This window comes from Microbacterium sp. NPDC089186 (genome assembly GCF_040685115.1).
Classification (GTDB): Bacteria; Actinomycetota; Actinomycetes; order Actinomycetales; family Microbacteriaceae; genus Microbacterium; species Microbacterium galbum.
Genome location: NZ_JBFBHJ010000003.1, coordinates 238,893 through 257,512 on the forward strand (window position 1 = coordinate 238,893; position 18,620 = coordinate 257,512).

The window sequence follows — 18,620 nt, forward strand, 5'->3', positions numbered from 1 at the left end:
CCCGGTCGCGGTGCGTCCCGCTGCTAGCGAACACGCACGAACCTAGGATGGATGTCATGCCGTTCCCCTCCGTGGCGTACACCGACGCCCCCGTCCTCGAATCCGATGCCGACGCGATCCTGCTGATCGTCCCCACCACTGCGGAGGGAGCGTCCGACCCCGATGGCTGGGACGGACTGGGGGCGGCGCTGTCCGCGGTCGGATTCACCGGGGCCGTCGGGTCCTACCAGCGCGTGCACGTGCCCGGTGTCGACAAGCCCGTCGCCGTGGTCGGTGCGGGCTCCGACGCGACCGACGCGTCCGTCCGGGATGCCGCCGGCGTCGGCCTGCGCCAACTCACCGGTTTCGCGCATGTCGCGATCCAGTCGCTGGTGGCGGCGCCGTGGCGTCCGATCGCCGAGGGTGCCGCACTCGGCGGATACCGCTTCGCCGACTACAAGAAGAAGGCCGCGAAGGCGCGAGCCGAGCGCGTGAGTGTGTCGACGAGCGAAGCGCCGGCCGAGACCGACGTCACCGCGGTCGCCGCGATCTCGGGAGCCGTCGCGCTCGTCAAGGACCTCGTGACCACGCCCGCCGAGTGGCTTGGACCCGCGGACTTCGCCGATGCCGCCGTCGCGGCCGTGAAGGATCTGCCTGTCGAGGTCGAGGTGCTCGACGAGGCTGCGCTGCGCCAGGGTGGCTACGGCGGAATCCTCGGCGTCGGCCAGGGTTCGGATCGCCCGCCCCGCATGGTCCGCCTCGAGTACTCGCCCGCCGGGGCCGAGCGCCACGTGGCCCTCGTCGGTAAGGGCATCACCTTCGACACCGGTGGTCTGTCGCTGAAGCCGCCCGCATCCATGGTCGGGATGAAGTACGACATGTGCGGCGCCGCCACGGTCCTCGCCGTGCTGAAGGCCGCCGCCGAGATGGCCCTGCCCGTCAAGGTCAGCGCTTGGCTCTGCATCGCGGACAACATGCCGTCGGGTCGGGCCACCCGCCCCGGAGACGTGCTGCGCACCCTCGACGGCACGACCGTCGAGGTGCTGAACACCGACGCCGAGGGTCGCCTCGTGCTCGCCGACGGTCTCGCCGCGGCGAGCCGCGAGAACCCCGACCTGATCGTCGACGTCGCTACTCTCACCGGAGCGATCACCGTCGCCCTCGGCAACCGCCACACCGGGGTCATGGGAGACGACGCCGCGGTCGCGTCGTACCTCGAAGCGGCGGGTCGCGTCGCGGAGCTGGCGTGGCAGCTGCCGCTGCCCGACCACATGGTGGACGACCTCGACTCCCCCATCGCCGACCTGCAGAACGCGAAGATCGGCGACCCCGCAGGCGGTTCGCTCTTCGCCGGCCTGTTCCTGCGCCACTTCGTCGGCAGGGTGTCCGACGAGGCCGATGCGCCTCGCATCCCGTGGGTGCACCTCGACATCGCGGGGGTCGGTATGAACAAGTCCGCCCCGTTCGGATACACCGACAAGGGCGTGACCGGCGCGACCGTCCGTTCGCTGGTGGAACTGCTCGTCTCGGACGGCGCGCGGTGACCGAGTACACCGCGGACGTCGTCGTCCTCGGTGGCGGCAGTGGCGGATACGCCGCCGCGCTGCGCCTCGCCGAGCTCGGCAAGGATGTCGTCCTGATCGAGAAGGACAAGCTCGGCGGCACCTGCCTGCACCGAGGTTGCATCCCGACGAAGGCCCTGCTGCACGCCGGTGAGGTCGCCGATGCCGCCCGCGGTGCGTCGGACATCGGTGTGGACGTGACGTTCAGCGGAATCGACCCGGCCCGGGTGCGCGCGTATCGCGAGGGGATCGTCGCCAAGAAGTACAAGGGTCTCGAGGGTCTCATCTCGGCCCGCGGCATCCGCGTCGTCTCGGGCGAGGGGACGCTCGAGGCAGGGCCCGCTGTGCGCGTCGGAGACGACCTGTACCGCGGAACGGACGTCATCCTCGCGACGGGTTCGTACAGTCGTAGCCTTCCGGGCCTGGAGATCGGCGGGCGCGTCCTGACCAGCGAGCAGGCTCTCGATCTCGACGTCATCCCCGAGCGCGTCGTCGTGCTCGGCGGCGGGGTCATCGGCGTCGAGTTCGCCAGCGTGTGGCGCTCGTTCGGCGTCGAGGTCACGATCGTCGAAGCCCTCCCCCACCTCCTCCCCGCCGAGGACGTCTCGTCGAGCAAGGCTCTCGAGCGCGCCTTCCGCAAACGCGGCATCGCCTTCCAGCTGGGCCGGCGATTCACGTCGCTCACCTCGGACGACCGCGGCGTCACGGTGTCCCTCGACGACGGCAGCGAGCTGGTCGCCGACTACGTCCTGGTGGCCGTGGGCCGCGGTCCCGCAACCTCCGGTCTCGGCTTCGAGGAGGCCGGGGTGGTGCTCGAGCGCGGCTTCGTGCAGACCGATTCCCGCCTGCGCACCGCTGCGGCGCACGTGTGGGCCGTGGGCGACATCGTGCCCGGTCTGCAGCTCGCGCATCGCGGCTTCCAGCAGGGCATCTTCGTCGCCGAGGAGATCGCGGGGCTCTCGCCCGTGCTCGTCCCCGACGTCGACGTGCCGCGGGTCGCCTACTCGCACCCCGAGGTGGCGTCGGTCGGACTCACCGAGGCCCAGGCTCAGGATCGTTACGGATCCGAGGCCGTCCGCGCATACGAGTACAACCTGGCCGGTAACGGCCGTAGCGAGATCATCGGGACCTCGGGGATCGTCAAGATCGTGCGTCGTGTCGACGGACCCGTCGTCGGGGCCCACCTCGTGGGCGATCGCGTGGGAGAGCTGATCTCCGAAGCCCAGCTCGCCGTCGGCTGGGAAGCGCATCCCGAAGACATCGCGCCGTTCGTCCACGCGCACCCCACCCAGAGCGAGGCGCTCGGCGAGGCCTTCCTGGCGCTCGCGGGCAAGCCGCTGCACGCACTCTGACCGACAACCGGTCACTAAGCTAGATACCGCATCCGGTACGAAGGAGACATATCCATGAGCACATCCGTCGTCCTCCCCGCTCTCGGCGAGAGCGTCACCGAGGGAACGGTCACCCGCTGGCTGAAGCAGGTCGGTGACACCGTCCAGGAGGACGAGGGGCTGTTGGAGATCTCGACCGACAAGGTCGACACCGAGATCCCCTCCCCCGTCGCGGGCGTGATCGAAGAGATCCTCGTCCAGGAGGACGAGACCGTCGAGGTCGGTGCCGTCCTCGCCAAGATCGGTGATGGCTCCGGCGCCTCGTCCAGCGACGACGCCCCTCAGGCCGCCCCTGCCGAGCAGGAGTCCGCTCCCGCCGAGCAGCAGTCCGCTCCCGCCGCTCCGGCCGAGTCGGCCCCCGCCGAGCAGCCCGCTCCGGCCGCGTCGGCTCCCGCTGCCTCCGGCGACTCCACCGAGGTCGTCCTTCCCGAGCTCGGCGAGAGCGTGACCGAGGGAACCGTCACGCGCTGGCTGAAGGCCGTCGGCGACGACGTCGCGGTCGACGAGCCGCTGCTCGAGATCTCCACCGACAAGGTCGACACCGAGATCCCCTCGCCGGTCGCCGGCACGCTGCAGGAGATCCTCGTCCAGGAGGACGAGACGGTCAACGTCGGAGCCGCCCTCGCCCGCATCGGCAGCGGTGCGGCCGCCCCCGCGCAGGAGGAGGCCCCCGCCGCTCCCGCCGCCGAGGAGAAGCCGGCCGAGCAGCCCGCGCCCGCTGCGGAGGAGAAGCCGGCCGAGCAGCCCGCGCCCGCCGCGGAGGAGAAGCCCGCAGAGCAGCCCGCCGCGGAGAAGCCCGCCGCTCCGGCACCCGCCGCTCCGGCACCCGCCGCTCCGGCACCCGCCGCTTCGTCGAACGACGACGTCACCTACGTCACCCCCCTGGTGCGTCGCCTGGCGCAGCAGCAGGGCGTCGACCTGACGACGGTCAAGGGCAGCGGCGTCGGCGGTCGCATCCGCAAGGAAGACGTGCTCAAGGCGGCCGAAGCCGCGAAGTCCGCCTCCGCAGCCCCCGCCGCGCAGGCAGCCCCGGCCGCAGCGCCCTCCGCCCCGGTCGAGGTCTCGCCGCTGCGCGGAACGACGCAGAAGATGTCGCGTCTGCGCAAGGTCATCGCCGAGCGTGCCGTCGCGTCGATGCAGGCGACCGCTCAGCTGACCACCGTGGTCGAGGTCGACGTGACCAAGGTCGCGGCGCTGCGGGACCGCTTCAAGGGCGAGTTCCAGCAGAAGACGGGCGACAAGCTGTCGTTCCTCCCCTTCTTCGCGATCGCCGCCATCGAAGCCCTCAAGACGTACCCGATCATCAACTCCACGGTCGAGGGCGACGAGATCGTCTACCCGGCCCAGGAGAACGTCGCGATCGCGGTCGACACCGAGCGTGGCCTCCTCACCCCCGTCGTCAAGGACGCGGGCGAGAAGAACATCGCTCAGCTGGCGCGCGAGATCGCCGACCTGGCCGCTCGCACGCGTGACAACAAGCTGAAGCCGGACGAGCTCGCGGGGGGCACGTTCACGCTGACCAACACCGGTTCGCGCGGCGCGCTCTTCGACACGCCGATCGTGTTCCTGCCCCAGTCCGCGATCCTCGGACTCGGTGCCGTGGTGAAGAAGCCGGGCGTCGTGTCGGTCGACGGTAAGGATGCCATCTCGGTGCGCTCCTACGTCTACCTGGCCCTGTCGTACGATCACCGCATCATCGACGGTGCCGACGCGGCCCGCTTCCTCGGTGCCGTCAAGGCCCGCCTCGAGGCGGCGCAGTTCGAGGGCGACCTCGGCATCTGACACCGCCGACCGCCGGCTCATGATGGCTGGTCCGCGACCGTTTCGACGGCGCGGACCAGCCATTTGTCGTCGTGCCGGACGAGCGTGACGTACTGCGCCCTGTCCGCATCCGCGACGCGGACGACGGCGACACCCCCGAAGTCCTCGAGGAGCGCGATATCGGCGTGCTCGGCATCGGGAAGCAGCGGCTCCCGTGTGAACGTCGACCCCTCGTCGAATGCGCTGCGGCACTCGGGATCGTCTCCGCACCGGGAGATCTCGCCGAAGACGCGTCGTGCGACCTCGACGATGTCGTCGGAGAGCGGAACGCGACCGTCCGCCGGCCAGGGCGACGTGGCCGAGGGTCGGGGAGTGATCGACATGGTCGGCGGCGCGATACGGGACACGTGGGGCGTCGAGGATGCCACCGGCGCGGGTTCTCGCACCTCGGGGAGGAAGACGGATGACACGACGGCGGCGACCGCGAGGACGCCCACCCCGATGACGGCCGCGCGGAAACGAGGCGACGATGCCCATCGCTCGCGGAGGCCCGCCGTGCCGTTCCGTATCGTGCGGAACAAGTCGTCGTCGAGGAGTCCGAGCGGACCGCCCGTCAGCGCGTCGTCGCGATCTTCCGCCCGTTCCTCGATGATCACCGGTGCCAGGGGTCCCAGCACGAGCGGTGCCGGGTCGGCGTGTGCGAAGAGCCGCCTCTCGACGGCATCCCACTCCCGCGGCGGGCGGGTCGCCACCACCTCTCCCGCTCGGTCGATCAGGCCGCGCGTCGTCGGATCGGGGACGAGCACGGCGAGCCGTCGAAGGCCGTCGGCGGTCGACGCGACGACGTCCGGAGCGCCGTGATCTTCGACGACGACGGGTCGCCCCTCCGCCGTCAACCACCACGCGGCTCCCCCGCCTCGGACGGCCGCGCTCCGGCATCCGCGCAGGAGACCGACGGCGGCGGTGACGACCTCGCCGGGGGTCAACGCGGTCGCGCTGGCGCCCCGGCGACGCAGGTAGACGATGAACGGCTCGACGGGGGTCGATGAGAGGGAGGTGCTCATTCCCCGATCGTGCGCCGGCGAGGGAGGTGCGCGCGGGACGGCCGGGGCCGGATGGGGATGACCGCTGCGACGGCGCCCCTGGGGAGGAACCGTTCGCGGCGAAGATAGAATCGTCTTCATGGCCGCTCGCACCACCACGCCCGAGAAGCGTCCGGGCTTCTTCTCGCAGCTCAAAACGCTCTACACCTTCACGCAGAAGGAGTACCGCTGGCTGCCCTTCCTGCTCGCGGGCATCGTCCTGGTCGGCATCGCCCTCGGTGTGCTCGTCGGCTTCCTCATCCCGCCGCTGGCGGTGTGGAGCATCATTCTGTGGGGTGTCACGGGTCTTCTCGCCGGCATCCTGGCCGGGATGATCACGATGACGCGGCTGTCGACCACGGCGATGTACAAGAAGATCGACGGCATGCCCGGCGCCACCGGCCACGTGCTCTCGTCGTCGCTCGGCCGCAACTGGCAGGCCTCCGAGGCCCCGGTCGGCGTGAACCCGCGCACCCAGGAGGCGCTGTACCGCGCGATCGGTCGCGGAGGCGTCGTGCTGATCGGCGAGGGCAACCGCAGCCGCCTCACCCGTCTGGTCGGCGAGGAGCGCTCCCGTGTACTCCGCGTCGCGGCGGGCGTGCCGGTCACTGTCCTCTACGTCGGTCACGGCGACGACGAGGTGCCGATCGCCAAGCTCGCCTCGACCATCAAGGCGCTGCCCAAGAAGGTCGATCGCGCCACGATGGCCGCCGTCATCAAGCGCGTCTCGTCGGTCTCGCAGGGCCTGTCGTCGCTGCCCATCCCGAAGGGCGTCGACCCGACGAAGATGCGCGCTCCGCGCCCGCGCTGATCACACGAGGAAGGCCCCCGCTCAGCGGGGGCCTTCCTCGTCGGCGCGGGGTTACGTCAGCTGCGGACCAGGACCGTCCCGACCGCCTTGTCGTGCAGACCGCGCTGATCGGCGTCCCACACGACCGCGGGGATGATGACGGCGAGCAGGAGCGTCCGCACGATGGGGCGCCAGAGCCCCACCCAGCCCCCGGATGCCAATTCGAGGCGCATGCCCATCAGCCGGTGCCCGGGACTTCCGCCGATGAGCGGGATGAAGAGGATCTGCACCGCGAAGAAGATGAGGTTCGTCGCGATGGGGTTGGCGAACGGCACGCCCGTCACCGGGTCGGGGGTGGAGAAGAATGCGAAGCCGATCAATCCGGCGCTCGCGACGTCGATCAGGAGGGCCGCGATGCGGCGTCCCGGACGGGCGATGGAGCCGCGACCCTCGCGGGGAAGGCCGAGCCGCTGGCCCGGGTATTCGTTCTCGGCGGGGACGCTCACGGCATCCAGCGTAATCGGGCCGTCGTAACATCCCGGAAACATGCGAGATATGACCGGGACACCGGTTCTGGGTAGGGTCGAGGAGGCTGGCCGAGGCCGGCATGATCCCGAATGTTCTACCTCTGGAGTCTTCATGTTCAAAGATTCGTCCGAGGTGCTGAAGTTCATCCAGGACGAGGACGTCAAGTTCCTCGATATCCGTTTCACGGACCTTCCTGGTGTGCAGCAGCACTTCAACATCCCCGCCTCGACCGTCGACGAGGAGTTCTTCACCGTCGGACAGCTGTTCGATGGCTCGTCGATCCGCGGGTTCGCGAACATCCACGAGTCGGACATGCAGCTGATCCCCGACGTGACGACCGCGTACGTCGACCAGTTCCGCGAGGCGAAGACCCTCGTCATGGTCTTCGACATCTACAACCCGCGCAACGGTGAGATCTACGGCAAGGACCCGCGCCAGGTCGCCAAGAAGGCCGAGAAGTACCTCGCCTCCACCGGCATCGCCGACACCGCGTTCTTCGCCCCCGAGGCCGAGTTCTACATCTTCGACGACGTGCGTTACGAAGTGAAGCAGAACTCGAGCTTCTACTCGGTCGACTCCGAGGAAGGCGCCTGGAACACCGGCCGCGAGGAAGAGGGCGGGAACCTCGCCAACAAGACCCCCTACAAGGGCGGCTACTTCCCCGTCTCCCCCGTCGACAAGACGGCGGACCTCCGCGACGACATCACCCTCAAGCTGATCGAGGCGGGCTTCGCGCTCGAGCGCTCGCACCACGAGGTCGGCACCGGTGGTCAGCAGGAGATCAACTACCGCTTCGACACGATGCTGCACGCGGCCGACGACATCCTGAAGTTCAAGTACATCGTCAAGAACACCTGCGAGCAGTGGGGCAAGGTCGCGACCTTCATGCCCAAGCCGCTCTTCGGTGACAACGGCTCGGGTATGCACACCCACCAGTCGCTGTGGAACGACGGCAAGCCGCTCTTCTACGACGAGACCGGCTACGGCGGACTCTCCGACATCGCCCGCTGGTACATCGGCGGTCTGCTGGCGCACGCGCCCGCCGTGCTCGCCTTCACCAACCCGACCCTCAACAGCTACCACCGCCTGGTGAAGGGCTTCGAGGCGCCGGTCAACCTGGTGTACTCGGCCGGCAACCGCTCCGCCGCCATCCGCATCCCGATCACGGGCACGAACCCCAAGGCCAAGCGCATCGAGTTCCGTGCGCCCGACGCCTCGGGCAACCCGTACCTCGCGTTCGCGGCTCAGCTGATGGCCGGCATCGACGGCATCAAGAACCGCATCGAGCCGCACGAGCCCGTCGACAAGGACCTCTACGAGCTCCCCGCCGAAGAGGCCAAGAACATCCCGCAGGTTCCCAACTCGCTGCTCGACTCGCTCGAGGCCCTGCGCGCCGACCACGAGTTCCTGCTCGCCGGTGGCGTGTTCACGCAGGAGCTCATCGACACCTGGATCGAGTACAAGATCGAGAACGAGATCCAGCCGATCGCCCAGCGTCCGCACCCCTTCGAGTACGAGCTGTACTTCGGGGTCTGATCGCCCGATCCTCACGACGACGACCGTCCCCGCCGTTTCGCGGGGGCGGGCGTCGTCATCCCTCCCCGGGGACGAGATGGATGCGGTGGCCCGGCACGTCAGCCGGTGGTTCGCGCCGCGCGTTTCTGCTCCTGGAACACCCGGATCGCCTCGTATCGCTCGGCGGAGCGGGCCTGCCGCTTGGCAGCCTCGACCTCGCGCACCTTCGGTGGTGCGCTCGTCACGAGGTCGTCGAGGAGATGCCGGACGGATGCCGTGATCTCGGCGACCGCGCGATCGAAGACGTCCTGATTGGCCCGCGACGGCGTCGTCGTGCCCACGATCCTGCGGACGAACTGCAGCGCGGCGTCGTGGCACTCGGCATCCGTCGCCGGGGGCGTGAAGTTGTGCAGGGGAACGATGTTTCGGCACATGCCCGACACGCTAGGCCCCTCGCGCGCGACGCGCGAGGTCACCGCGTGCGGCGAGCGGGGATGTCGGGCCACCGGCGAACGAGACGCCCCGCCAGGCCGACGCCGTAGACGACGAACAGCACGGCCACGGGGCCGCCGATGCCGACCACGAGCACCGCGGGCATGCGGCGTCGGCCGGATCCCACGGCGTCGGTCCACTGCAGGTCACCGGCGGCGATCTGCGCGAGAGTGGAGAGGGCGAACGCGGCGATGATCGCACCCATCACGAGAGCCGTGGCGACCAGGAGCAGCGCCCGCCCGCGCCCGAGGCGCAGCAGGCTCGCGTCGAGGCTGTCGGTCCAGCGCTTCCGAAACGGTGTCACGACGACTCCCCCGCGGCCCGTCGCATCCACTCGTCGGGGACGTACAGGGTCCGGTCGGGGCGGGTGAGGCACGGAGGCGGCGGCATCGCTCCATCGAAGCACGCCTGCGGCGGTCTCCGGCACAGGCCCGTCCCCGAGGCGTCGGCTTGCCGGCATCCGCTTCCCGGCATCCGCACAGGTGCCCTTCCGCCGCGATGTCACGGGGGCACGCCAGGATGGAGGGATGCCGGACTCCCCTTACGCCTCGCGTCCGTGGTCGACCTCGTATGCCGAGGGCGTTCCCTTGGAGATAGACGAGCCCTCGCAGACGCTTCCCGAGATGCTGTCCGCCTCGGTGGCCCGCTACGGGAAGAAGACGGCGCTCGAGTTCTTCGGCGCATCGACCTCCTACGCGGAGCTCGGTCAGCAGGTCGCCCGTGCGGCTGAGGGACTGCGCCGGCTCGGCGTGCGAGCGGGCGACCGAGTGGCCCTCGTGCTGCCGAACTCGCCGCAGCACGTCGTCGCCTTCTACGCCGCTCTGCGGCTCGGGGCCATCGTCATCGAGCACAACCCGCTCTACACGCCCCGCGAGCTGCGGCACCAATTCGAAGACCACGGCGCGCGCTTCGCAATCGTGTGGGACAAGCTGGCCGACACCGTCGCGGAGTTCCCCTCCGACCTGGCGCTCGAGCACGTGGTGAGCGTCGACATCACCGAGGCGCTCCCCCTCGGCAAGAGGCTCGCGCTGCGTCTGCCGGTGGCGAAGGCGCGGGCGGCCCGCGCCCAGCTCACATCCGCGCCCACGTCGAAGCGGCCGGTCGCGTGGAAGAAGCTCCTGACCCACGGCTCGCTCTCGCGCCGGCACGGCGGTCCCGCGCTCGACGACATCGCGCTCCTGCAGTACACCAGCGGCACCACCGGGAGTCCGAAGGGTGCGGTGCTCACGCACGCGAACCTGCGCGCCAACGCGATGCAAGGCCGCGCCTGGGTGCCCGGGCTGCACGACGGCGAGGAGACCTTCTACGGGGTCCTCCCGCTCTTCCACGCCTACGGCCTGACCCTGTGCCTGACGTTCGCGATGAGCATCGGCGCGAAGCTCGTGCTGTTCCCGAAGTACGACCTCGACCTCGTCGCGTCCGCCGCGAAGAAGAGCCCTCCGACCTTCCTCCCGGCCGTGCCGCCCATCTACGACCAGCTCGCCCGCGCGGCGGCACGCGGCACGATCGATCTGAAGAGCGTGCGCTTCGCGATCTCGGGCGCCATGAGTCTGCCCGTGGCCACGGTCGACCGCTGGGAGGCTGCCACCGGCGGGCTGCTCGTCGAGGGCTACGGGATGACCGAGTCGTCGCCGGTCGCGCTCGGCAACCCGATCGGCCCCTCCCGACGCCCCGGCACGGTGGGCGTGCCGTTCCCGAGCACGGAGATCCGGGTGGTCGATCCCGACGACCCGACCGTCGATCTTCCCCTCGGCGAGCCCGGCGAGCTCCTCCTCCGCGGTCCGCAGGTGTTCCAGGGCTATTGGAACCGGCCGTCCGACACCGCGGCCACCCTCCTCGACGGCGGGTGGCTGCGAACCGGAGACATCGCGTCGGTATCCCCCGACGGGTTCGTCACCATCGTCGACCGCTTGAAGGAGATCATCATCACCGGTGGCTTCAACGTCTCGCCGAGCGAGGTCGAAGACGTTCTCACCTCCCACCCCGACATCGCCGGGGCGGCCGTGGTCGCGCTGCCGAAGTCGAGCGGGGGCGAAGACGTCGCCGCGGCGATCGTGCTGCGCGAGGGCGTCCAGGTCGAACCCGACGCGATCCGCGACTTCTGCAAGCAGAGGCTCGCGGCGTACAAGGTGCCGCGGCGCGTCGTCATCGTCGACGACCTCCCGCGTTCGCTCATCGGCAAGGTCCAGCGGCGCGAGGTGCGCGAGCGTCTCATGTCCTGAGCACGACGGCAGCAACGGATGCCGACCGCCCGGCCGGAACGGCATCCATCGCTGCTGCGCCGGGGGCGGGGCGCTCGATGCCTCGAGCGTTCAGGTGAAGGGATGCCCGGTCGGGCCGGCCGCCCCGCCGCTGCCGCCGACGGGTGATCAGCCGTAGAAGAGCTTGTCGAAGACCCGCCGGGCCCGTCGCGTCGCGCCGAGGTAATCCTCCTCGACCTGCGTCGCGGAGCGGGGCGCGTACTCGAGGATGCGTCCGATGCCGTCGAGGCGGCCACGGTCCACCGGGAGGATGTCACTGGTCTGACCCGACAGCAGGGTGTTGGCGGATCGCAGGCGGGATGCCAGGTGCCAGGCGGCGGCGAGCTTGTCGCTCGCGTCGCGCTCGACCAGTCCGGCGACGGTCGCCGCCTCGAGGGCTCCGAGCGTCGACGTCGTGCGCATGTCGGGCACGGCACGCGCATGCTGCAGCTGCAACAACTGCACGAGCCACTCGACGTCGCTCAGCGAGCCCGGACCGAGCTTGAGGTGCCGCGCGGGGTCGGCGCCCTGCGGGAGGCGTTCGTTCTCGACGCGCGCCTTGATGCGGCGGATCTCGCGCAGACCGTTCTGATCGGCTGAGACCGGGTACCGCACCTCGTCGGCGAGCTCCATGAACGCCGCGATCAGCTTGACGCTGCCGGCGACGCCGCGCGCCCGCAGCAGCGCTTGCGCCTCCCACGACAGCGACCACCGACGGTAGTACTCCGTGTAGGCCTCGATCGAGCGGGCCAGCGGGCCGCTGCGTCCCTCCGGGCGCAGCTCCGCGTCGAGGTCGAGCGGGAGACGGTGGTCCTCCGACTGCTCGCGCAGCCCCGCGACGATCTTCAGCGCCAGCTGACTCGCTCGTTGCGGATCGACGCCGTTCGCGCGGTAGACGTACATCACGTCGGCATCCGACCCGAAACCGAGCTCGCGTCCGCCGAAGCGCCCCATGGCGATGACGGCGAAGTCGAGGTCGTCGTCCTCGGGCGGCACCACGACGCGACGCACCGCACGCAGGGTCGCCTGGATCGTCACCTCGGTGATCGTGGTGAGGGCGTCGGAGAGCTCCTCGAGCGAAACGGTGCCCAGGACCGCGGCCATCGCCACACGCAGCATCTCCCGACGGCGCAGCGCGCGCACCGAGCGCATCGCATCGTCGATGTTCTGCCAGCGGGTCTGGATGGCGCGCGCCTCGTCTTCGAGGGCTTTGCCCGAGCGCGGGCGCAGGAGAGCGTCGTCGTCGAGCCACGCCACCGACTCCGGGATCCACTCCATCAATTCGCCGATGTATCGCGAACCCGAGAGCACGCGTGTGAGGCTCTCGGCGGCGCCGGCGGAATCGCGGAGCATCCGCAGGAACCACGGCGTGTTGCCCAGCCGCTCGCTGATGCGACGGAAGACCAGCAGGCCGTAGTCGGGGTCGACGCCGTCGGCGAACCACCGGATCATGATCGGCATGAGGTGCCGCTGGATGGTCGCCTTCCGGCTCAGGCCGCTCGTGAGCGCGGCGATGTGCCGGAGTGCTCCGGCGGGGTCGCGGAATCCGATGGCCGCCAAGCGATCGCGCGCCTGTTCGGTCGACAGCGTGCGCTCGCCCTCGGGCAGCGCCGCGACGGCGGAGAGCAGCGGGCGGTAGAACAGGCGCACGTGGATGTCGCGCACCTCGCGCTTGATGCCCTCCCACACCGCCTGCACCCCGGATGCCGACTCGGCCAGCCGCGACGCGCGCGCGAGCACCCGCAGATCGTCGTCCTTCTCGGGCAGCAGCGCCGTGCGACGGAGCCCGCGCAACTGCAGACGGTGCTCGAGCAGACGAAGGAGCCGGTAGTCGCGACCAAAGGCCTCGGCTTCGCTCCGGCCGATGTAGCCCTCGGCCACCAGGGCCTCGAGCGCCTCGAGCGTCCCGCGCTGCCGGATGCGTTCGTCGGTGAGGCCGTGCACGAGCTGCAGCAGCTGCACGGTGAACTCCACATCGCGGATGCCGCCGGGGCCGAGCTTCAGCTGCCGGTTCACCTCCGCGGCGGGGATGTGGTCGGTCACGCGCTCGCGCATGCGCTGCACGCCCTCGACGAAGTTCTCGCGCGCCGCACTGTGCCACACCAGAGGCTGCACCGCGGCGACGTACTCCGCGCCGAGCGAGGCGTCACCCGCGATCGCGCGCGCCTTGAGCAGCGCCTGGAACTCCCAGCTCTTCGCCCAGCGCGCGTAGTACTGCTGGTGCGAGGCGAGACTGCGCACCAGCGCGCCCTGCTTGCCTTCCGGGCGCAGGTTGGGGTCGACCTCCCAGAGCGGCGGTTCGATCTCGGGCCCGGCGATGCCTCGCATCGTCTGCACCGCGAGTCGTGTGCCGATGTCGATCGCACGCGCCTCGCTCACGACCTCCTCGTCCGCCGAGCCTCCCACGAAGATGACGTCGACGTCGCTGACGTAGTTGAGCTCGCGCGCGCCGGTCTTGCCCATGGCGATGATGGCGAACCGGGTCGCCTCGACCTGCGCGCGGGGGAAAGCGCCGGGTCCGGCTCCCGAGACCCGCGAGCGTGCGACGCTCAGCGAGGCTTCGAGCGCTGCACCCGCGAGGTCGGCGAGTGACGACGAGACGACGTCGATCGCCCCCGCCGGGTCGTCCTGACCCAGGTCGTAGGCGGCGATGCGGGCGAGCAGCCGCCGATACCTGACGCGCAGGGCGACCCAGGCGGCATCCGTCGCGTCCGCCGCGAAACCCTCGTCGTCCCCCACGGATGCCAGCAGTTCGGTGCGCATCGTGGGCTCGTCGGGCAGGGTGAGGCCGGCGCCCGAGAGGTGCACGAGCTCATCGGGATGCCGAAGGTAGAACTCGGCGAAGCCGTCGGACGCCCCGACGATGTCCCACAGGGCACGCCAGGCGCCGGCGTCGGCGGCCGCGGCGCGGACCGCGGCGACGTCGCGCCGCGCCACCTGGAGGATCGCCCGCAGCGCGCGGTCGGGATCGGCCACGCGCTGCGCGAGCCGCATGGCGTCCGCCCGGTCAACGCCCACCGACTCCTCGAGCTCGCCGAGCAGGGTGTCTGCTTCGGTGAGCTGCGAGAAGCCGGTGCGGGCGAGGGCGGTGAGCGCGGTGGTGCGATCGCCCGAGGTCATCGGCGGTCCGTCAGAGCGCTTCGAGGTTGCTCGCGAGCTCGAACGGCGTCACCTGCGCGCGGTACTGGTTCCACTCGCGGCGCTTGTTGAGCAGGACGTACTTGAAAACGGTCTCGCCCAGCGTCTCGGCGACGAGCTCGGACTCCTCGAGGTATTCGAGGGCGTGGTCGAGACTCGACGGGAGCGGTGCGTAGCCGAGGGCACGGCGCTCGGTGTCGCTGAGCGACCACACGTTGTCCTCGGCTTCGGCGGGGAGTTCGTACTCTTCCTCGATGCCCTTGAGGCCGGCCGCGAGCATGAGCGCGTACGACAGGTAGGGGTTCGCCGCGGAGTCGAGGGCGCGGTACTCGACGCGCGTCGACTGGCCCTTGTTCGGCTTGTACAGCGGCACGCGCACGAGCGCCGAGCGGTTGTTGTGGCCCCAGCAGATGAAGCTGGGGGCCTCGTCGCCGCCCCACAGGCGCTTGTACGAGTTGACGAACTGGTTGGTGACCGCCGAGATCTCGTTCGCGTGGCGCAGCAGACCCGCGATGAAGTGACGGCCGACCTTGGACAGCTGGTACTGCGCGCCCTCTTCGTAGAACGCATTCATGTCGCCCTCGAAGAGCGACAGGTGCGTGTGCATGCCGCTGCCGGGCTGCCCGCTGATGGGCTTCGGCATGAAGGTGGCGTAGACGCCCTGTTCGATCGCGACCTCCTTCACCACCGTGCGGAACGTCATGATGTTGTCGGCGGTGGTCAGCGCGTCGGCGTACCGCAGGTCGATCTCGTTCTGACCCGGGCCGCCCTCGTGGTGGCTGAACTCGACCGAGATGCCGAGGTCTTCGAGCATGCGCACCGAGCGTCGACGGAAGTCGTGGGCCGTGCCGCCCGGGACATTGTCGAAGTAGCCGGCCGAGTCGACCGGCTGGGGGCGTCCGTCGGCGCCGAGCTGCGACGACTTCAGCAGGTAGAACTCGATCTCGGGGTGCGTGTAGAACGTGAAGCCCGCGTCGGCCGCCTTGGCGAGGGTGCGCTTGAGCACGTGGCGGGGGTCGGCGACCGCCGGCTGACCGTCGGGCGTGGTGATGTCGCAGAACATGCGCGCCGTCGGGTCGATCTCACCGCGCCACGGCAGGATCTGGAACGTCGTGGGGTCGGGGTGGGCGAGCAGGTCGGACTCGTAGGAGCGGGTGAGGCCCTCGATCGCCGATCCGTCGAAGCCCAGGCCCTCGGTGAAGGCGCCCTCGACCTCGGCGGGCGCGATCGCCACCGACTTGAGCGTGCCGACCACGTCGGTGAACCACAGGCGCACGAACTTGACGCCGCGCTCCTCGATCGTGCGCAGGACGAAATCACGCTGCTTGTCCATCGTCATCCTTCGTTTCGGGGGCGGTCGGTCCGTCGGATCCGAGCCTCAGTCGTTCTCGGCCTCTTCGTCGGCCCACTGCTTGGCGCGCTGCTTGAGCAGCTGCGGCGCGTTCGCCGCTTCTTCGGCGGTGTCGAAGGGACCGGCGCGGTCGATCGCGGGCGACTCGTACCCCTTCTCGACCTGGCCGGTCTCGAGGTTGTACCAGTACTTCTCGTTGTCGTCGCTCACGATGGCTCCTCACGTGGGTCTCGCGGATCGGCGCGGTCCCGCCGGTGCTCCCCCGATCCTACTGATGCCGACCCCGCGGCTGGATAGGCTGAGGGGCATGGCAACGAATGCGTCTCGTGCGGTCGGAGTGGACATCGGCGGAACCGGCATCAAGGCGGGGATCGTCGACCTGGAGGCCGGCGAGCTCGTCAGCGACCGGGTGAAGGTCGCCACCCCCGAAGGCGCGGAGCCCGCCGACGTGCTGGCGGCGGTGAGACAGGTCCTCGAAACGCTCGAAGCTCCTGCCGACCTGCCCCTCGGCGTGGCGTTCCCGGCGATCGTGAAAGGCGGGCGCACGCTGTCGGCGGCGAACGTGTCGAAGTCGTGGATCGGATTCGAGGCCGAGAAGTTCTTCGAGCACGGGCTCTCGCGCGACATCCACTTCGCCAACGACGCCGACGTGGCGGGCATCGCCGAGGTGCGGTACGGCGCGGCGAAGGGTGTCGACGGTCTCGTCATCCTCACCACGCTCGGCACCGGCATCGGGTCGGCCATGATCTACGACGGCGTCCTCGTCCCCAACAGCGAGCTCGGTCACCTCCAGCGCGCCGGGCACAAGAAGGATGCCGAGCACTTCGCCGCCTACTCCGCGATGGAGCGCGAGGAACTGTCGTGGGACAAGTGGGCCAAGCGCCTGCAGTGGTACTACGACTACGTCGAGTTCCTCTTCAGCCCCGACCTCATCGTCGTCGGCGGCGGCGTGTCGAAGCACTCCGAGAACTTCCTGCCGCTGCTGAAGCTGCGGGCGCCGATCGTCCCGGCGAAGCACCGCAACAACGCCGGCATCATCGGTGCCGCCTCCCTCGCCGTGCCGGTTCCCGAGGCGCTGCCCGCCGTCAAGTGAGGCGCCGGGCGGGTGGCATCCTGACGCTCGTCGGACTCGGGGTCGCGACTCTGACGGGCTGCGCGTCCACCGCTGACGCCGCTCCGTCGGAGACGGGGTCGATCGTGACCGAGCACGGGTGGTGGAGCGACGCAGCCCCTCTCGTCGAGGAGACGGAGCGGCCGAGCCCTGAGGTCGACGAGGCGCCGGGCGACTTCGTGGACGCCGTCCGCGCGGCCTTGTCGGAATCGAGTGCGTTGCGAGCGTCCTCGGATGACGCGCTCGCGGAGGCCGGGGAGGATTTCTGCTTCCTCGCCGCGGAGGCCGATGACAGGCCGCCGCTTCCGGAGGTCGTCGGCGGCATGCGCGTCGAAGCCGATGACGCTGTCGTGATCGCGAGCGCAGCACGGAGCATCCTCTGCCCCTCCGACTGAGACGGCACTCAGCCGGCTCACAGGCTCGGTAGGGTGGCACGCGTGAAGCGTTCCCTCGTCCCGGCCGTCATGGCGCTGAATCTCGCCGGGTCGGCCCTGCCCCGCGGCGGCGACGATGCCCTCGCCATCATCGAGGCCGCGTCTGTGTCGCTGTGCGGGTGAGTCGGCGGCGGCTTCTAGTCGCCCTGGTCGTCGTCGCGGCCGTCGTCTCCGCCGGCGTCGAGTACACGGAAACGGTGGCCGCCCCTCGGTATCACCTGGCCACGCGCGCGGCCGATCCCGATGGTTTCCTCGACGCGGTGCGCGCGGCCGCCCCGCACGGAGGAGTGGTGGCGATGTCGAGAGATGAGGACGTCCTCGCCGGGGCCTGGCAGTACTGCGTGGATCACACGGACCTGAACCCGGGCGAGCCGATCGTCATCACCGTCGGAGGTCGGCTGCTCACGGACGGCGAAGAGATCGGTGCCGTCGTGCGGGCCGCCCGCACATCGCTCTGTTGAGTCCGCTCACGGAGCCGCGTCGCGGACGCTGACGGCGTTGCGCCACACCACGGGCGCCCAGTGGCCGCCCTCGCAGGGCACCTCGAGCATGACGACGCGGTCGTTGCCCCCGGTCGCCCAGGCCGCCTCCCGCGTCGAAGCCCGGTTGGGCCAGGTGACCCACGCCCACACCGGGCGCTTCTGCGCGTACCACTCGATCGGACGGACGCCCCAGGTCTCGGGCTGCAGCGTGCAGGGGGCAATGGATGCCAGCACCCGCGCGACCATCTCGTCGCTGACTCTCATCGACCCCATGCACCGGACCCCTTCCCCGGCCGTGATCGAGTCTAGAACATATGTCCGACACTCGACCGGGTGAGGATGCGCGGTGCCTCACCCGAGGAGCAGATGCACGCGGCTCCGGAGAACGTCCACCGCCTCCTCCCGCGTGCGCCCGGTGCTCGGACCCTGCAGCAGCTCGGCCGCGATCTCGACGAGGATCGCGGTGCCGAGGAAGAGGTCGGCAGCGCCGATCGTCCGCGTGTCGCCGTCGGCGGTCGCCGTTGTCTGCAGCGCTGCAGTCGGTGTTCCGAAGCGCGCGCGGACGAGCGCGCGTTCCTCCGGCGATGCGTCCCAGAACGGTCGGCCGGTCGCATCCGCACGGTCGATGAGGTTGATCAGGAAATCGCGGGCATCGCGCTGGGTCACGACTCCTCTTCGGAGCGTGGAGGCGGACAGATCCCTCGTGCGACTACTGGTTTCGTCCGTCGCGGGTGGTGGCATCCGGAGTCCGAGAGCGCGGCTTC

Annotated in this window: 18 protein-coding genes; 9 read left to right on the forward strand and 9 right to left on the reverse strand. The window is 70.1% G+C overall.

The features are described from left to right. The first annotated feature begins 56 nt into the window (after window positions 1–56). Genes AB0N82_RS11340 through sucB form a run of 3 tightly spaced genes read left to right on the forward strand, consistent with a single transcriptional unit; the run spans window position 57 to window position 4,714 of the window. Complete coding sequence (locus AB0N82_RS11340; protein WP_315995694.1) at window positions 57–1,523, forward strand: leucyl aminopeptidase; 1,467 nt, start codon at window positions 57–59, stop codon at window positions 1,521–1,523. Then, entirely contained in the window at window positions 1,520–2,893 is a 1,374-nt protein-coding gene (gene lpdA, locus AB0N82_RS11345) for a dihydrolipoyl dehydrogenase (RefSeq protein ID WP_363391654.1), read from the forward strand. The genes AB0N82_RS11340 and lpdA overlap by 4 nt, the downstream gene beginning before the upstream one ends. 54 nt (window positions 2,894–2,947) lie before the next feature. Next, complete coding sequence (sucB, locus tag AB0N82_RS11350) at window positions 2,948–4,714, forward strand: 2-oxoglutarate dehydrogenase, E2 component, dihydrolipoamide succinyltransferase (protein ID WP_363391657.1); 1,767 nt, start codon at window positions 2,948–2,950, stop codon at window positions 4,712–4,714. 17 nt (window positions 4,715–4,731) lie between these two features. On the opposite strand, the gene AB0N82_RS11355 is transcribed toward sucB, so the two are convergent. Further along, window positions 4,732–5,757, reverse strand: coding sequence for a hypothetical protein (locus tag AB0N82_RS11355; RefSeq protein ID WP_363391660.1), 1,026 nt, complete (start codon window positions 5,755–5,757; stop codon window positions 4,732–4,734). Between the two features lie 118 nt (window positions 5,758–5,875). Between AB0N82_RS11355 and AB0N82_RS11360 the strand changes: the two genes are divergently transcribed. Then, window positions 5,876–6,586, forward strand: coding sequence for a DUF4191 domain-containing protein (locus tag AB0N82_RS11360; protein WP_315995690.1), 711 nt, complete (start codon window positions 5,876–5,878; stop codon window positions 6,584–6,586). Between the two features lie 56 nt (window positions 6,587–6,642). Here the strand turns inward: AB0N82_RS11360 and AB0N82_RS11365 are convergent, their stop codons facing one another. Further along, window positions 6,643–7,071, reverse strand: coding sequence for an RDD family protein (locus AB0N82_RS11365; protein ID WP_315995689.1), 429 nt, complete (start codon window positions 7,069–7,071; stop codon window positions 6,643–6,645). Between the two features lie 133 nt (window positions 7,072–7,204). On the opposite strand from AB0N82_RS11365, the gene glnA (AB0N82_RS11370) reads away from it, so the two are divergent. Continuing rightward, entirely contained in the window at window positions 7,205–8,629 is a 1,425-nt protein-coding gene (gene glnA, locus AB0N82_RS11370; RefSeq protein WP_094734498.1) for a type I glutamate--ammonia ligase, read from the forward strand. 98 nt (window positions 8,630–8,727) lie between these two features. Here the strand turns inward: glnA (AB0N82_RS11370) and AB0N82_RS11375 are convergent, their stop codons facing one another. Both AB0N82_RS11375 and AB0N82_RS11380 read right to left on the reverse strand, forming a co-directional pair. Further along, window positions 8,728–9,042 carry a DUF2277 domain-containing protein gene (locus AB0N82_RS11375; protein ID WP_363391664.1) on the reverse strand — a complete coding sequence of 105 codons (315 nt, stop codon included), beginning with the start codon at window positions 9,040–9,042 and terminating at the stop codon, window positions 8,728–8,730. 38 nt (window positions 9,043–9,080) lie between these two features. Next, window positions 9,081–9,404 (reverse strand): hypothetical protein, encoded by a 324-nt coding sequence (locus tag AB0N82_RS11380; RefSeq protein WP_315995687.1) that lies wholly within the window; start codon window positions 9,402–9,404, stop codon window positions 9,081–9,083. Between the two features lie 223 nt (window positions 9,405–9,627). On the opposite strand from AB0N82_RS11380, the gene AB0N82_RS11385 reads away from it, so the two are divergent. Further along, complete coding sequence (locus AB0N82_RS11385) at window positions 9,628–11,322, forward strand: long-chain-fatty-acid--CoA ligase (RefSeq protein ID WP_363391667.1); 1,695 nt, start codon at window positions 9,628–9,630, stop codon at window positions 11,320–11,322. Window positions 11,323–11,469: 147 nt separating this feature from the next. On the opposite strand, the gene AB0N82_RS11390 is transcribed toward AB0N82_RS11385, so the two are convergent. Genes AB0N82_RS11390 through AB0N82_RS11400 form a run of 3 tightly spaced genes read right to left on the reverse strand, consistent with a single transcriptional unit; the run spans window position 11,470 to window position 16,039 of the window. After that, window positions 11,470–14,460 (reverse strand): bifunctional [glutamine synthetase] adenylyltransferase/[glutamine synthetase]-adenylyl-L-tyrosine phosphorylase, encoded by a 2,991-nt coding sequence (locus AB0N82_RS11390; RefSeq protein WP_363391670.1) that lies wholly within the window; start codon window positions 14,458–14,460, stop codon window positions 11,470–11,472. Window positions 14,461–14,470: 10 nt separating this feature from the next. Beyond that, window positions 14,471–15,811 (reverse strand): type I glutamate--ammonia ligase, encoded by a 1,341-nt coding sequence (glnA, locus tag AB0N82_RS11395; protein WP_076675636.1) that lies wholly within the window; start codon window positions 15,809–15,811, stop codon window positions 14,471–14,473. 45 nt (window positions 15,812–15,856) lie between these two features. Beyond that, window positions 15,857–16,039 carry an SPOR domain-containing protein gene (locus tag AB0N82_RS11400; RefSeq protein WP_315995684.1) on the reverse strand — a complete coding sequence of 61 codons (183 nt, stop codon included), beginning with the start codon at window positions 16,037–16,039 and terminating at the stop codon, window positions 15,857–15,859. 97 nt (window positions 16,040–16,136) lie between these two features. Between AB0N82_RS11400 and ppgK the strand changes: the two genes are divergently transcribed. From ppgK to AB0N82_RS11415, 3 genes are all read left to right on the forward strand, one after another. Beyond that, on the forward strand, window positions 16,137–16,922 hold the full coding sequence (gene ppgK, locus AB0N82_RS11405) for a polyphosphate--glucose phosphotransferase (protein WP_363391674.1): 786 nt from the start codon (window positions 16,137–16,139) through the stop codon (window positions 16,920–16,922). 104 nt (window positions 16,923–17,026) lie between these two features. After that, window positions 17,027–17,335 (forward strand): hypothetical protein, encoded by a 309-nt coding sequence (locus tag AB0N82_RS11410; RefSeq protein WP_363391677.1) that lies wholly within the window; start codon window positions 17,027–17,029, stop codon window positions 17,333–17,335. 158 nt (window positions 17,336–17,493) lie between these two features. After that, on the forward strand, window positions 17,494–17,835 hold the full coding sequence (locus tag AB0N82_RS11415; protein WP_363391680.1) for a hypothetical protein: 342 nt from the start codon (window positions 17,494–17,496) through the stop codon (window positions 17,833–17,835). Window positions 17,836–17,841: 6 nt separating this feature from the next. Here AB0N82_RS11415 and AB0N82_RS11420 read toward each other — a convergent pair whose 3' ends face one another. Both AB0N82_RS11420 and AB0N82_RS11425 read right to left on the reverse strand, forming a co-directional pair. Then, the gene (locus tag AB0N82_RS11420) at window positions 17,842–18,129 is read right to left on the reverse strand and encodes a hypothetical protein (RefSeq protein WP_363391683.1); all 288 of its coding nucleotides are present in this window, start codon (window positions 18,127–18,129) and stop codon (window positions 17,842–17,844) included. Window positions 18,130–18,207: 78 nt separating this feature from the next. Beyond that, window positions 18,208–18,522: a hypothetical protein gene (locus AB0N82_RS11425; RefSeq protein WP_363391686.1), complete on the reverse strand. Its 315-nt coding sequence runs from the start codon at window positions 18,520–18,522 to the stop codon at window positions 18,208–18,210. Window positions 18,523–18,620 lie beyond the last annotated feature (98 nt).